Origin of the sequence: Rhizobium brockwellii (assembly GCF_000769405.2) — a bacterium.
In the GTDB taxonomy this organism is placed as follows: domain Bacteria; phylum Pseudomonadota; class Alphaproteobacteria; order Rhizobiales; family Rhizobiaceae; genus Rhizobium; species Rhizobium brockwellii.
Genome location: NZ_CP053439.1, coordinates 423,951 through 437,557, shown reverse-complemented (window position 1 = coordinate 437,557; position 13,607 = coordinate 423,951). Strand labels below are relative to the sequence as shown.

The following is a 13,607-nucleotide window of genomic DNA, read 5'->3' as shown; positions in this document are numbered from 1 at the left end:
CGGCCGACCGCTAACGGAGAGTTTGAGCATACTGATATGACAGGTCACGTGACGAAGCGGGAAAGTGAGATCGGAACCGAATCCTGGGATATAATAATCAGGCCGACCGGCAAGACAGGCGTCGGGCTGACGGCTGCGTGGAAATATCGTGAACTTATCTGGATGTTTTTTAAAAGAGATTTCACGACTTTCTACAAGCAAACCGTCCTTGGGCCGGTTTGGTATCTCATACAACCGACGCTAACGGCGATCACCTACTACATCGTCTTCGGAAAGATTGCCAATCTCTCCACCGATGGAATTTCACCGCTGGTCTTTTATATGTCCGGCACCATCATCTGGAATTATTTCTCGTCCTGCTTGACCAACAATTCAGAAACATTTTCGAAGAACTCGAACCTGTTTGGGAAAGTGTATTTCCCCCGCCTGGTTGTACCACTCGCGGTCGCGATGAGCAGCCTGGTCGCATTTTTCATCCAGATCATGCTTCTGCTTACAATCTCCTTTGCGCTCTGGCTTAGCCAGGATGGAATAGTGATCAACTTGCGTTTCGTTTTGGCGACACCGCTGATTTTGCTCTATGTTGCGACGCTTGGTGTGGGAGCGGGGCTCGCGGTTTCCGCGCTGACAGTCCGATATCGTGATCTGGTTTACGCCGTCGGCTTCGTGGCTCAGCTTTGGATGTATGCGACACCCGTCGTCTACTCCTACAGTCAGATTCCGGAACGATATCAATGGTTTTATCACCTGAATCCGATGACGACACCGGTTCAGCTCTTTCGCTGGGCATTGTTCGACGCGTCGCCGCTCCCACTTGGCGTTTGCCTGGCGAATGTGACCGCCACCCTGGTGATTATGATTGCCGGTTTGATACTTTTCGCACGGGCCGAGGCAACCGCTATGGATACGGTCTGATGAATGATATCGTTGTACGCGCCGAGAATGTCAGCAAGCATTATCGGTTGGGAATCATCAATCACGGCACCTTATATCGCGACCTTCAAAGCTGGTGGGCGCGGCGCCGCAACCTGCCTGACCCAAATGTCTCTATGTCGGATTACGCATCCGACCGAAAGAACAAGGCTCGCCTTGACAACGATATTTTCCATGCCCTCGACGACGTTTCTTTCGAGATTTCCCGTGGCGATATCGTTGGCGTCATCGGCCGCAATGGCGCAGGAAAATCGACCCTTCTGAAGCTGATGTCTCGCATAACGCGCCCGACCTCGGGCTACATCGGCATTCGAGGCCGGATTGCGAGCCTGCTGGAAGTTGGAACCGGGTTCCACCCCGAGCTCACAGGGCGTGAAAATGTGTACCTGAACGGCGCCATTCTCGGAATGACGCATGCCGAGGTCCGCAGGAAATTCGATGAAATCGTTGAGTTCGCAGAAATTGGTGAGTTCATCGATACCCCCGTCAAACGGTATTCTTCGGGCATGTATGTCCGGCTTGCCTTTTCCGTAGCGGCACATCTCGACCCAGAAATACTTCTTGTCGATGAGGTTCTTGCAGTCGGTGATGTCAACTTCCAGAACAAATGCATGGGCCGAATGCAGGAGGTGACAAAGGCGGGCCGAACAATCATGTTCGTCAGCCATAATATGACGGCGGTGAGCAGTCTTTGCCCTCGGTCCATTCTGCTATCCGACGGACGGGTGGCTGCCATTGGCGGCACGTCAGACGTCATACGCTCTTACTTCGACCGACCCGAGCTTAATGGTAAGATGCATTTTGAAGCGGCTCCCCAAGATGTCGACGGCAAGGCGGTAGTATGTCGCCTTTCCATCAAAAATGAAGATGGTGAGATCGCTCAAACCGTTGAGCTTACAAAGAACTTCATCATCGAGGTTGAGTATGAGCTGCGAGAGCCGTTGACGGGATTGTCAGTCGGACTGCAGGTCATGATGGAGGATGGCTACTCCGCCGTCATCAGCCTATCTGATCCGGAACTCGATGTAAGCCGCCTCGACGCCAGACCTCCAGGTTATTATCGGGCGCAAGTCACCATACCGGCCGGCTTGTTGAACACCGGAACCTTTTATCTCCGCGCCGGCATTTCCAGCCGTTTTTCGATCTATTCGGTGGTTGAGGGTATTCGGTTCGAAGTCGAAGACAATGTCGGGATCATCCAGATGCTGGGGCAGCAGCGAAAACCATCGATTTCGGCGATCCAACTGCCTTGGGATGTGAAGATGCTCTACCTCCGCGATTCTGAGGGCCTATTGAAATGAAGAAAGTACTCGTGACCGGTGCGGACGGCTTCATCGGCTCTCACCTCGTTGAAACCTTGGTCAAGGCAGGCGTGGAAGTCCGCGCCCTTTGCCAGTATAATTCGTTTTCCAGTTGGGGCTGGCTGGATCAGTCTGAATACCGCGGCAGATTTGAAGCTGTCTTGGGCGATGTACGCGACCCCTCGCAAATGCGCACCGTTGCCAAAGGCGTCGATACGATATTTCACCTGGCTGCGCTTATCGCCATCCCCTACTCCTACCAGGCGCCGTCAAGTTACGTTGACACCAATATGCATGGCACATTGAATGTGCTTCAGGGCGCTCTCGATGCCGGCGTTGGCCGTGTCATCCAGACCTCGACCAGCGAAGTCTACGGCACCGCTCGCGTTGTCCCAATCAGCGAAAGTCATCCGCTGCAGGCACAGTCGCCCTATTCGGCGTCAAAAATCGGTGCTGACGCGATGGCATATAGTTATCATTCGAGTTTTGATCTACCGGTGACGATCGCACGGCCTTTCAACACTTTCGGCCCGCGACAATCTGCAAGGGCGGTTATTCCGACTGTGATTTCGCAGCTTCTGAATGGACGAACGACGCTGAAGCTTGGTACGCTCTCGCCCACCCGGGATTTCAATTTCGTGCAGGATACATGCGACGGCTTTCTGGCGCTCGCAGCCTGCGACGAAGCCATCGGCCAGACGGTCAATATCGGCTCCGGCAGCGAGATATCGATCGGCGATACCGTTCGGCTGATCGCCGACATCATCGGCGTCAGCGTGGAGATCGAATGCGATGAACAGCGTTTGCGTCCGGCAAACAGCGAAGTGGAACGTTTGTGCTGCGACAACAGCCTGATCAAGTCTCTGACAGGATTTTCGCCGCGTTACAGCTTGGAAGATGGTCTGAAAGCGACGATCGACTGGCTGCGTCAACCGCAGAATCTGGCGAGATACAAGGCGGATATCTTCAATGTCTAGGCGCGCAGTCATTCTGGCGGGCGGAATGGGAACGCGGTTGCGGCCCTATACTGTCGTGCTTCCAAAGCCTCTGATGCCGATCGGCGATTATCCTATTCTTGAGGTGATCATTCGTCAGCTGATATCAGGCGGATTTCAGCATATAACGCTTGCCGTCAACCATCAGGCCGAACTGATCAAGGCTTTTTTCCAGGATGGCGACAAGTGGGGCGTACGCATCGACTATTCGCTCGAGGACGAGCCTCTTGGCACCATGGGGCCGCTGCGGCTGATAAAGGATCTGCCGGAGAATTTTCTGGTGATGAACGGCGACATTCTGACGGATCTCAACTATGCCGATTTTCATGATGCTCACGTCCGCGACGGGAATATATTCACGATCTCGTCCAAGACGCGTCAGCATCGCATAGACTATGGCGTTCTTGACACCGGCGAGGCCGGGCTGCTGACCGGTTTTCGAGAGAAACCGACGGCCGAATACAAAGTCAGCATGGGCGTCTACATGGTGTCTTCGAGAGCCGTCGAGCACATACCACAAGGTGGCGCCTTCGGCTTTGATCAGTTGATGCTTGATCTTCTTGCGGCTGGCAAACCGGCCACGGTTCGAGATTTTGCGGGCTATTGGCTCGATATCGGGCGGCCTGACGATTATGCCTTGGCGATCGAGCAGTTTGAATCCATGCAGTCCAGGTTCTTGAATGGTTGATGCCATCGTCACCGGTGCTGGCGGTTTTCTCGGGAGGCGTCTGGTCAGACGGCTCGAGGAGACTGGTTTTGACGTGCTTGCGTTTGACCGAACACACGGAGATATAAGCGAAGAGCAGCTTTGGCAGGAGCTTCCCGCGGCGCGCACGCTGTTTCACCTTGCCGGCAAGACATTCGTTCCGGATAGCTGGAGCCAAGGACCGAGTTTCATGGCCGCCAACGTCCTCGGAACGCAGCACGCTTTGAACTGGTGCAAGCGACACAAGGCCAAGCTCATATTCGCAAGCGCCTATGTTTATGGGGTGCCCCAGCGGCTGCCGATCCGTGAAAGCGATCCGGTCAGGCCGAACAATCCTTACGCTCTTTCGAAACATCTTGCCGAACAGCTTTGTGAGTTCGCCGCCACGCACGAGCAGATACCGGTGGTGGTATTGCGTCTTTTCAATATATACGGCGCAGGGCAGCGCCCCGAATTCCTGATACCGACGCTTCTGAACCGGATACGGACGAAGCAGGAAATACAGGTTCTGGATCTCAGTCCCCGGCGTGACTATATCTTCGTTGAAGATGTCCTGAGCGCCTTTGCCAAGGCCATGGACGTCGTGGAAGGCTATCATTGCATCAATATCGGCTCCGGAATGTCGTATTCGGTGCAGGAAATAATCGACATCTTGCAAGAAGCTGCCGGCACCGATCTACCTGTAGCGTCATCTTGCACAGTTCGGCGGAATGAAATACCTGACGTGCGGGCCGATATCACGCGGGCTCGCACCGTTCTCGGATGGCGGCCGGAATGGGATCTGCCGGCCGGGATGCGCGCGATGATAAAGGAGTCGTAAATTGAACGAACGTTACGTTCCGATCAACAAGGGCAACTACTCGATGGACACGGTCGAGCGCGAAGCCGCGTTCGACAAATTCCGGGGCGAAGGGTGGGAAGCCGAATACGCGGACTACCGTCGCAAATGGTCAGAATATGCCCTGAACCAGCAGGTTTCGGATTATCCGCTGCTGGTCGATCTCGAGCTGGCATCGATCTGCAATCTGCGCTGCCCGATGTGCTATACGATCAGCGACGAGTTCAAGAAAAGCGTGAACACGACGCGGATGGACTGGGATCTCTACTGCCGCATCATCGATGAGATCGGCGGCAAGGTTCCTGCGATCCGTCTGTCGTTGCGTGGCGAGGCCACACTGCACAAGCGCTTCGCCGACTGTGTGCGTTATGCCAAGGACCATGGGATCAAGGAAGTCTCGACCCTCACCCACGGCTTCAAGCTCAACAGAGACTATTTCGCTCAGCTTGTCGACGCTGGGATCGACTGGATCACCGTTTCCATCGACGGCACCGGTGAGACCTACGAGAAAATCCGCAAGCCGATCAAGTTCGAGGCCCTGCTCGACAAGATCAAGGACATCAAGAAGTACAAAGACGAGCGCGGGCTCCACCGTCCTGTTATCAAGGTGCAGGGCATCTGGCCGGCGATCAGGGAAAATCCGGATCTCTACTATGAAACCTTTGCGCCTCACGTGGATCTTGTCGCCTTCAATCCGCTGATCGATTATCTCGGCAACGATTCCGACGTTCAATATCTGGATAACTTCACCTGCCCACAGCAATACCAACGCCTGGTTATCGGCGCCGACGGGCTTGTGATGAAGTGCTCGAACGACGAGGAAAATCGCGAAGTCATTGGTAACGCGACGACGGAGACGGTACACCAGATTTGGCACGGCGAAAAAATGAATGCAGTGCGTGCTTTGCACAAAGAACCGCAGGGCTTCTTGAAAAGCGAAGTATGCCGCCGATGCTACCTGCCTCGCCTGACGGATGACGAGCCGACCGAAATCTGCGGCCGGAAAGTGATCGTCCGAAATTACGTGGATCGGGCCCAGGAAATCGGAAAATAGAGAAGCAGCCGGGAGTGGTATACCGGGCGTGTGCGGGATGTCATCGCACAGAGCTGGACTGAGCTGTGTTACCGCTATTGGAACGCCGGCTGTATGGGTGAATTGCAGGAGTAGCAGATGTTCCGGAACTACCGACCCGACCGGTGTTATATTATCGCCGAAATCGGCGGGAATTTTACGACTTTTGATCAGGCAAGACGGTTGATCGACGAGGCAAAGTCGTCCGGCGTAGACGCTGTCAAGCTCCAGACTTATCGGGCAGAGACCCTGTCGAGCCGCAATGCCATGTTCGATATGGAAAACACCGGCGTTACCTCGCAATTTGAGCTTTTCCGTAAATATGAAATCGGCCACGAGCTTCACGAAGCGGTTTTCCGCTATGCTGAGGAGCATGGGCTGGACTGGTTTTCATCACCCTCACACGAAACGGATGTCGACCTGCTGGAGAAGTGCGGGGTTGGTGCCCACAAGGTGGGCTCGGACGATGCGGTCAACATTCCCTTCCTCCGCTACCTGGCAAAAACGGGCAAGCCGATAATCCTGTCGACCGGAATGTCGACGCTCGATGAAGTTCGGGAATCCGTTGCCGCAATCAAGGAGGCAGGCAATCAGAAGCTCATTCTGCTGCACGCCATCACAAGCTACCCGACGCATCCGGAAAATGTGAACCTGCGCGCCATGCAAACGATGATGGAAGCGTTTCCGGATCTCGACGTTGGCTATTCCGACCATACGTTGACCCCGGTCGCAAGCCTTTGTGCGGCCGCGATGGGCGCACGGGTTATAGAGCGGCATTTCACCTATGATAAAGCCGCCGACGGTCCCGACCACATGCTCTCGGCCGATCCAGCAGAAATGAAATGGCTTGTCGATGCGATACGGGCGTTCGAGGTCATGAAAGGCAGTGGTCGCAAGGAACCGGCCGCCAGTGAAGCGACGACAAGATTGAACAACCGCAAGAGCATTGTCGTCAATCGACCGCTCAAAGCCGGCCATGTCATCTCTGCTGGCGATATCTCGGTCAAACGACCTGGGACAGGGATTGAACCTAAGCATCTCGAAACTCTTGCGGGGCGACGGCTCGTAAAGGATCTTGATGCGGACGCCGTTCTCCAGTGGAGCGATCTGGCGTGACGCTTGGCATCATTATCCAGGCGCGGATGGGATCGACCCGATTGCCGGGAAAAGTGCTTCGCGACATTTCCGGCAAGCCGCTTCTCGGACATGTCCTGGGTCGGCTTCAGATGTTGAAGCAGCCTGCCAAGGTTGTCGTTGCGACCTCATCGGCCGGCGAGAACGATATGATCGAAGCCTGGTGCCTTGAGCATGGCGTAAGCTGCTTTCGTGGCGACGAAGTCGATGTTCTCGATCGTTATTTTCAATGCGCAGAATCGCTCGGAATGTCCGACATTGTTCGATTGACCGCAGATAATCCTTTCACTGACATCGAGGAACTCGAGAGGCTGATCGATCTGCACCAAAAGCAGGGATTCGACTACACGCATGCGTTCGGCCAGTTGCCGATCGGCGTTGGTGCCGAGATATTTACGTTCGAAGCTTTGGCGCGCAGTCATCGCGACGGAAAGCTGCCGCACCATCGCGAGCACGTGAATGAATACTTCACCGATCGGCCGGAACTGTTCAAGATCGGCCAGCTCGACGTGCCGCCGGGTAAAATATCCCCCGAACTGCGCCTGACGGTCGATACTGAAGAAGACTGGAGACGTGCTTGTGCTCTGGCAACGCGCGGGGGTGGGAGCTGGCTCGGGACAGAAGAAGCGATCAGACTATGTTCGTCTTCTGCATAGAAAGTTCGCATGCACGCGGCATGGGGCATCTGTTTCGGTCGTTGACGCTCGCCACCGAACTGCGTTCACGCGGTCAGTCGGTGCTATTTCTAGCGAACGATCATCCGAATTCGTTGAAGATCATCCGGGAGCGCGGCTTTGACGTGGCGCTTTATGAGCTCGCCGCTGTGACGGGATGGGAGAAGGATTTCCTCGAAGCCGCCGCTCCGTCCTCGATCTGGATTAACGACCGCCTCAATACGCAGCTGTCCCACAGCGAGACGATCACGCGATTGGGCGCCAAGCTTGTTACCTTTGATGATCGTGGTGATGGCGCGGAACTTGCCGACATCAATGTCTGCGCTCTCCTGTTCGAAAAGACTGAGGGTCTCAAGGGCAAGGATGTTCGGCTGGGGGTGGAGTATATGATACTCAATCCTGAAATCGCAGCGTATCGTAGGGTTCGACAAAGCCTTGCATCGATCCTTGTCACGCTCGGCGGCGCCGATACTTACGGAGTGACCGTCCGCGTTGCCAAATGGCTGAGCAGCAAGCCTTTTCCTGTCACCATCGTCACCGGCCCGAGCTTCCAACACATGGCGGAGCTCGAAGAGGTCGTCGCGACCGCGGCACCCGATCGGTTCAAACTGCTCAACCAGGTGCCGTCGCTTGCGGTAGAGATGCATGGGCATGATCTGGCGATTACCGGCGGCGGTGTTACCCCATTCGAAGCCTGTGCGGCTGGCTTGCCCTGTGTGGTGATCGCCAACGAACCTTTTGAAATCCCGGTCGGGCGTGCGCTCGAAGAGCTGGGAGCGGCGTTTTTTGCCGGCCATCACTCGGCGTTCGATCTCGGCATCCTGGAAAAGCAGATCCCCATCAGGACCATGAGCGAGACTGCCATGACCAAGGTGGACCTTGGCGGAGTCGGCCGCGTTGCCGATTTGCTGGAAAGACTGGCTGCATGACTATCACAGCGGTTATTCACCAGCCGGATTTCGCTTCATATCTCGGCTTTTTTCAACGTTTCCTGAACGCCAACCTCTATATCGTTCTGGATCACGTGCAGTTCGTCCATGGTACGAGCAAAAGCTGGACGCATCGTGACAAGATAAAGACGGCGCAAGGCGACCGCTGGCTCACCGTCGGAATCCGAAAGCCGAGTTTGGGCACTGCAATCAATGCGGTGGAACTGGCGCCCGGCACCGGATGGATAGATCAGAACCTTTCGCTGCTTCGCGAAAACTATCGCAAGTCCGCCGGCTGGAGCGAAGTCTTTCCCCGCATCGAAGCCCTCTACAGCAAGCGATTCGACCTCTTAGCCGATTTCAATATGCATTTCCTGGACGGCATTCTGGATATGCTTGAAATCACGATGCCGACGGTGCGATCGAGTACCTTAAGTCCGGAAGGGCATAGGAACGAATTGCTTGTCGAACTGCTGCGCAAAGTGGGAGCGACACGTTATCTCTCAGGTCTGGGCGCGCGCGACTACATGCGGCCTGAAGTATTCGAGGCAGCCGGAATCGAAATCGAATGGCAGCATTTCGTTCATCCGATTTATCCACAGCCATTCGGCGAGTTCATTCCCTATCTCAGCATCCTCGACACACTGCTGAATTGTGGTATTGCAGGCACCCAAGAGCTGCTCTGGAGTTGTAAATGAATATTCTCGCGATCGGTGCCCATTTTGACGATGTGGAACTGGGCTGTGGCGGTGCATTGGCACGCCATGCGGCAAACGGCGACACGGTTTACGTCTATGTTGCGACCGTATCCGGCTTTTCCAACCAATATGATCAGTCCGTGCGCAGCAGCGAGGTCGCCAGGGCTGAAGCGGATGCTGCGATGGAAATCCTCGGCGTCCATAAGATGGTTTGCGGCGACTTCAAGACGCTTCAGATCGAATTCGTCGATCCGCTGAATATCGAGATCCTCAAGCTCGTGCAGGATTTGAAGATCGACATGGTCTATACACATTGGGTCGGGGACATTCACCATGACCATCTGGCATTGTCGCGCGCATCCCTGCATAGCTGCCGCCACGTGCCCCGCCTCCTGATGTATCGCAGCAACTGGTATCATTCGACAGTCGATTTCAGGGGGAATTTCTACGTCGACATTACGTCCTATTGGGATCAGAAGGAGCGTGCGATCCTCGCACATGAATCCGAAATGGAAAGAACCGGCCGCAAATGGGTCAGCTTTTTCCGCAATGAGGCCGAGAATGCCGGACAGCGTATCGGCGTAAAATATGCCGAAGTGTTCGAGGTGGTGAAGTGGCTTCAGTCCTGAGAAAGCTAAAAACTCTCGGATACATGTTATTGCCTTATGGCTATCATGAGCTGCAACGCCAACGGAAAAGCCGCATAATCTTACCTTCCAATATCACGTCGCTGTTGGCTGTTAACCGGGAATTGGCCGGACGGCACGCCGGCGAACGGTGCTTTATTCTCGGCAACGGACCAAGCGCGAAAGCGCTCGATCTGTCGAAGCTGCGAGGGGAAACCGTTATCAGTGTCTCGAACGGATATCTGCACAGCAACTATGCGGATTTCATGCCGAAGTACCACTGCGTTCCGCAGATCACCTATGGCCTGATGACCGATGAAGACGTGGTGACATGGTTCAACGAGATGCATGCACATCTCGGCGGAGCGGAATTATTTCTGAGCACGACTGAAGCGCCGCTGGTCGAACAGCGGAAGCTTTTTGCAGGTCGCCAAGTCCATTATCAGCACTTTGCAGGCAGCGTAGAGGATTACACGAACAAGGAGATTGTCGATATTTCAAAGCCTGCGCCAGGGGTCGAATCCGTGCCGGTCATGGCCCTGACGATCGCAATGTTCCTCGGGTTCAAGACAATCGTCCTGCTTGGCGTGGACCACGATCATTTTCGGTCTGCGCGGTATGACTATGCTTTTGAACTCAAGGTGCAGAAGGGCAAGGATTCGTCGCTTCACAAGGACGGCACGCTAAAGATAAGTCGATATGACGAATTTCACTCGCTCGCGCGGCTCTGGCGGCAATACCGTTTCCTTTCTCAGATAGCCCAAGCGAATGGCATTCGGATCGTCAACTCCACGCCGGGGGGCGAGTTGGACGAATTCGAGCGCGTCGATTTCGATCTTTGGTTACATCCATGAAAACATTCCATTTTTCGTCACCCCGGGTTTCCGCAGCTCTCGAGATAAGCCGAGAATCTCCGTCGCAGAGATATGATCGGATCGTTGGGGATTTTCGGGAAAACAATATATATTTCGATGGCCCTTTCGAAAACTGGCGTGCAGCGACATCGGTTGCGGGCGGGTATGACGCACCTATTATCCTTCGAAAGGCGATCGATTCTGCGAGAGTGGTCGCCGCAGGCGGTGCAAAATATGAACGAGATACGGTTTTGTTCTACAAGCAGTCTTTCTCTCATGAGATGCTTGCTTGGCTTTTCTTTGTTGCATCAGTTAAGGACAACAGGCTGCGGGTGGTCGATTTCGGCGGCGCTTTAGGGAGTTCCTATTTTCAGCACCGGGCTGCCCTTACACATCTTGATGAACTAAAATGGTGTGTTGTCGAACAACAACATCTCGTCGATGCTGCAAAATCCGAGCTCAGCAACGAGGCTCTGTCTTTCTCAGCCAATTTCGGCGAGGCGGTTCAAAACCTCCGTCCAAATTTGCTCATACTTTCCGGCGTTCTGCAGTATCTGGAGGAACCTCATACATTCCTTAGGACATGCTTTGCCAAAGGGATAGATTTCATTCTTATCGATCGAACCACGGCACAATACGACACGCCCGAGCGTCCATATGTGCAACATGTCCCCAAATGGATCTACGAAGCGAGTTATGCCTCCTGGTTTATGGATGCAAATCATATCGAAGATAGTTTTCGGGAACATAGTTACGAGATCATCGACCGATTTGAGAACCATGAGACTTTCGGCAAGCGAATGCCAACAGGTTTAAAGGATCTAGAGCGGTGGGGCATCGAAGTTCCTGGATCCGAGGTTACTCCTGAATGGCCTTATCTCGGTTGGTTTATAAAGAAGGTCGACAGCGTTTGATGCGCGTAAATGTCTTAATCCCGGTCTTCAATCGGCTTGAACATACTCGCAAAGTCATCGGGGCCTTGAGAGCCCAAACGATTGCGGACAATATCCGGATCGTCGTTATTGATGACGGCTCCACCGATGAAACGGCTGAGTTCCTCGCGGCGCAGCCTGACGTGACGGGCATAAGAGGCCACGGTAATCTGTGGTGGGGCGGAGCCATAGAGGTCGGCTTGAAGCGGGTTCTGCCCGACTGCGGCCCCGAAGACTACATCCTGTTCGTCAACAATGACACGTGGTTTGGCCCGACCTATGTCGAGACATTGATACGGTGTTCACGCGAAAATCGGGAGGCCATTGTCGGCAGCGTCGTTCATGAGGAGGAGAGCGATCCGCCTTTGACGGGCGTGGGACCGCGCTTGAACATAAATCGCATTGCGGTGTGGGACATTCTCGCCGATTTGAGTGAAGAGGAGCGGCGGAATCCCAAGCCGCTCTATAGGGCGGACGCGCTCAGCGGTCGCGGAACGTTGTTTCCCGCAGAACTGTTCAAACGGCATGGAACCATGCGTCCGCGTCTCCTGCCGCATTATATGGCCGACTACGAAATATCCATGCGCTTCGCACGAACGGGCGTACCGCTTCTTGTTTCCAGCGAAGCCATAGTTTATTCACCGCCGATCTACGGCGCTCACGTGTCGAATACGTCTTCGTGGAAGAAACATTTTGGCCGGCGCTCGCCCCACAATGTATTTCAGCGGGTCGCGTTCTTTTCTTTGATCGGCACACCTTTGCAACGGATGACAGCGCCACTGCGCATGGGGGCCTTCATGATTATCCGGACGGCCCATGCTCTGCGAGCGAAGAAATGAAAAAGGACAATGACGACGCGATGAAGAGCGATCATCAGATGCAGTGTATTGCCTGCGGTTCGAACATGGAAACATTTATCGAGCGCATATCCGACGATCGATACGGCTGCCCCGGTGTATATTCGATCAAAAGGTGCGTGTCTTGCGGTCATATGACGACGACACCGCCGCTGACGGAAGAAGATCTACCCGGGCTTTACAGCACGTATTATCCGCGCCGGGAAGTCGATTTCTCTGCCATTGAGCGAGAAGCTGCGTTGGTAAACAAGCCTTTCGCCGCTTTCAATCGTTGGATGGCCGGCACCGATCACCAAGGCCACTATCTGGCGCGGCCCGGTGAGAAGGTCCTGGATGTCGGTTGCGGCTCATGCATTTCACTCCTTGAAATGCGCAATAAGGGTATTGAAAGCTGGGGGATCGAGGCGGATCCAAATGTGCGGACAATCGCTGATCATTTCGGTTTGCAGGTCCATATCGGCAACATTTACGATCTGCCTTTTCCCGACATGAAATTCGACCTGATCGTGTTGAATCAAGTCCTGGAACATGTGCCAGATCCCGCAGCAATGCTGCGTGCGGTAAGAGAGCGTCTCACCCCGCAGGGTCGGGTGGTCATGGCGTTTCCCAATACCGGCTCGTTTCACCGCAAGATCTGGAAAGACCGCTGGATCAATTGGCATATTCCCTATCATCAGAACCATTTCAACCGTATCTCCTTTACCAAGCTTGCTGGCCAATTTGGTTATGGGATCGAAACCGTCAGAACAGTTACGCCCAATCTCTGGTCGGTGCTGCAGTTACGCACCGCGCGAGAAAGAAAGCAGGAAGGCAAGTCATCATCCACCTGGGTGCATGACGTTGACGCAATCGGAGGCAGACCACCATTCTTCACCCGGCTGAAGAATGCGGCACTGTCCCGCGGCGCACGCGGTGCCGGAATGGTAATGGGGTTGGGTAACAGGATTCTGGATGCCGCCGGCATGGGAGATAGCATTCTCTTTGTACTGAAGCCGACGTCCAAAAAACTCTGACCTGCTCGCCTGCAAGAATCAGGGGCATGGGTAGTCACAGAGAAG

General features: G+C 54.5%; 15 protein-coding genes. All 15 read left to right on the top strand.

Annotation, left to right across the window (positions count from 1 at the left end; all coding sequences use genetic code 11):
- Positions 1-36: 36 nt before the first annotated feature.
- The 15 genes from RLCC275e_RS02180 to RLCC275e_RS02110 all read left to right on the top strand — a co-directional run bounded on the left by RLCC275e_RS02180 (position 37) and on the right by RLCC275e_RS02110 (position 13,562).
- Positions 37-915: an ABC transporter permease gene (locus RLCC275e_RS02180; RefSeq protein ID WP_033181662.1), complete on the top strand. Its 879-nt coding sequence runs from the start codon at positions 37-39 to the stop codon at positions 913-915.
- The gene (locus RLCC275e_RS02175; protein ID WP_033181661.1) at positions 915-2,234 is read left to right on the top strand and encodes an ABC transporter ATP-binding protein; all 1,320 of its coding nucleotides are present in this window, start codon (positions 915-917) and stop codon (positions 2,232-2,234) included. The genes RLCC275e_RS02180 and RLCC275e_RS02175 overlap by 1 nt, the downstream gene beginning before the upstream one ends.
- Positions 2,231-3,211, top strand: a complete 981-nt coding sequence (locus RLCC275e_RS02170; RefSeq protein WP_033181660.1) for an NAD-dependent 4,6-dehydratase LegB — start codon at positions 2,231-2,233, stop codon at positions 3,209-3,211. Before RLCC275e_RS02175 ends, RLCC275e_RS02170 begins: the two co-directional genes overlap by 4 nt.
- Positions 3,204-3,917, top strand: a complete 714-nt coding sequence (locus RLCC275e_RS02165) for a nucleotidyltransferase family protein (RefSeq protein WP_033181659.1) — start codon at positions 3,204-3,206, stop codon at positions 3,915-3,917. The genes RLCC275e_RS02170 and RLCC275e_RS02165 overlap by 8 nt, the downstream gene beginning before the upstream one ends.
- Positions 3,910-4,755, top strand: coding sequence for an NAD-dependent epimerase/dehydratase family protein (locus tag RLCC275e_RS02160; RefSeq protein WP_033181658.1), 846 nt, complete (start codon positions 3,910-3,912; stop codon positions 4,753-4,755). The genes RLCC275e_RS02165 and RLCC275e_RS02160 overlap by 8 nt, the downstream gene beginning before the upstream one ends.
- Before the next feature lies 1 nt (position 4,756).
- Positions 4,757-5,827, top strand: a complete 1,071-nt coding sequence (locus RLCC275e_RS02155) for a radical SAM/SPASM domain-containing protein (RefSeq protein WP_033181657.1) — start codon at positions 4,757-4,759, stop codon at positions 5,825-5,827.
- Between the two features lie 117 nt (positions 5,828-5,944).
- The gene (locus RLCC275e_RS02150) at positions 5,945-6,961 is read left to right on the top strand and encodes an N-acetylneuraminate synthase family protein (protein WP_033181656.1); all 1,017 of its coding nucleotides are present in this window, start codon (positions 5,945-5,947) and stop codon (positions 6,959-6,961) included.
- On the top strand, positions 6,958-7,635 hold the full coding sequence (locus tag RLCC275e_RS02145; protein ID WP_033181655.1) for a cytidylyltransferase domain-containing protein: 678 nt from the start codon (positions 6,958-6,960) through the stop codon (positions 7,633-7,635). The genes RLCC275e_RS02150 and RLCC275e_RS02145 overlap by 4 nt, the downstream gene beginning before the upstream one ends.
- Positions 7,617-8,582, top strand: coding sequence for a PseG/SpsG family protein (locus tag RLCC275e_RS02140; protein ID WP_033181654.1), 966 nt, complete (start codon positions 7,617-7,619; stop codon positions 8,580-8,582). The genes RLCC275e_RS02145 and RLCC275e_RS02140 overlap by 19 nt, the downstream gene beginning before the upstream one ends.
- On the top strand, positions 8,579-9,280 hold the full coding sequence (locus RLCC275e_RS02135) for a WbqC family protein (protein WP_033181653.1): 702 nt from the start codon (positions 8,579-8,581) through the stop codon (positions 9,278-9,280). The genes RLCC275e_RS02140 and RLCC275e_RS02135 overlap by 4 nt, the downstream gene beginning before the upstream one ends.
- Positions 9,277-9,909: a PIG-L deacetylase family protein gene (locus tag RLCC275e_RS02130; RefSeq protein ID WP_033181652.1), complete on the top strand. Its 633-nt coding sequence runs from the start codon at positions 9,277-9,279 to the stop codon at positions 9,907-9,909. Before RLCC275e_RS02135 ends, RLCC275e_RS02130 begins: the two co-directional genes overlap by 4 nt.
- The gene (locus tag RLCC275e_RS02125) at positions 9,894-10,760 is read left to right on the top strand and encodes a motility associated factor glycosyltransferase family protein (RefSeq protein ID WP_033181651.1); all 867 of its coding nucleotides are present in this window, start codon (positions 9,894-9,896) and stop codon (positions 10,758-10,760) included. The genes RLCC275e_RS02130 and RLCC275e_RS02125 overlap by 16 nt, the downstream gene beginning before the upstream one ends.
- The gene (locus RLCC275e_RS02120) at positions 10,757-11,674 is read left to right on the top strand and encodes a methyltransferase, TIGR04325 family (protein WP_033181650.1); all 918 of its coding nucleotides are present in this window, start codon (positions 10,757-10,759) and stop codon (positions 11,672-11,674) included. Before RLCC275e_RS02125 ends, RLCC275e_RS02120 begins: the two co-directional genes overlap by 4 nt.
- Positions 11,674-12,531: a glycosyltransferase family 2 protein gene (locus tag RLCC275e_RS02115; protein WP_033181649.1), complete on the top strand. Its 858-nt coding sequence runs from the start codon at positions 11,674-11,676 to the stop codon at positions 12,529-12,531. The genes RLCC275e_RS02120 and RLCC275e_RS02115 overlap by 1 nt, the downstream gene beginning before the upstream one ends.
- Entirely contained in the window at positions 12,528-13,562 is a 1,035-nt protein-coding gene (locus RLCC275e_RS02110) for a class I SAM-dependent methyltransferase (protein ID WP_050516816.1), read from the top strand. Before RLCC275e_RS02115 ends, RLCC275e_RS02110 begins: the two co-directional genes overlap by 4 nt.
- The last annotated feature ends 45 nt before the right edge of the window (positions 13,563-13,607 follow it).

Bases quoted from the DNA above. Each gene is read 5' to 3' on its own strand.
- RLCC275e_RS02180 (WP_033181662.1), top strand. From the start codon at position 37: ATGACAGGTCACGTGACGAAGCGGGAAAGTGAGATCGGAACCGAATCC.
- RLCC275e_RS02175 (WP_033181661.1), top strand. From the start codon at position 915: ATGAATGATATCGTTGTACGCGCCGAGAATGTCAGCAAGCATTATCGG.
- RLCC275e_RS02170 (WP_033181660.1), top strand. From the start codon at position 2,231: ATGAAGAAAGTACTCGTGACCGGTGCGGACGGCTTCATCGGCTCTCAC.
- RLCC275e_RS02165 (WP_033181659.1), top strand. From the start codon at position 3,204: ATGTCTAGGCGCGCAGTCATTCTGGCGGGCGGAATGGGAACGCGGTTG.
- RLCC275e_RS02160 (WP_033181658.1), top strand. From the start codon at position 3,910: ATGGTTGATGCCATCGTCACCGGTGCTGGCGGTTTTCTCGGGAGGCGT.
- RLCC275e_RS02150 (WP_033181656.1), top strand. From the start codon at position 5,945: ATGTTCCGGAACTACCGACCCGACCGGTGTTATATTATCGCCGAAATC.
- RLCC275e_RS02140 (WP_033181654.1), top strand. From the start codon at position 7,617: ATGTTCGTCTTCTGCATAGAAAGTTCGCATGCACGCGGCATGGGGCAT.
- RLCC275e_RS02135 (WP_033181653.1), top strand. From the start codon at position 8,579: ATGACTATCACAGCGGTTATTCACCAGCCGGATTTCGCTTCATATCTC.
- RLCC275e_RS02130 (WP_033181652.1), top strand. From the start codon at position 9,277: ATGAATATTCTCGCGATCGGTGCCCATTTTGACGATGTGGAACTGGGC.
- RLCC275e_RS02120 (WP_033181650.1), top strand. From the start codon at position 10,757: ATGAAAACATTCCATTTTTCGTCACCCCGGGTTTCCGCAGCTCTCGAG.
- RLCC275e_RS02115 (WP_033181649.1), top strand. From the start codon at position 11,674: ATGCGCGTAAATGTCTTAATCCCGGTCTTCAATCGGCTTGAACATACT.
- RLCC275e_RS02110 (WP_050516816.1), top strand. From the start codon at position 12,528: ATGAAAAAGGACAATGACGACGCGATGAAGAGCGATCATCAGATGCAG.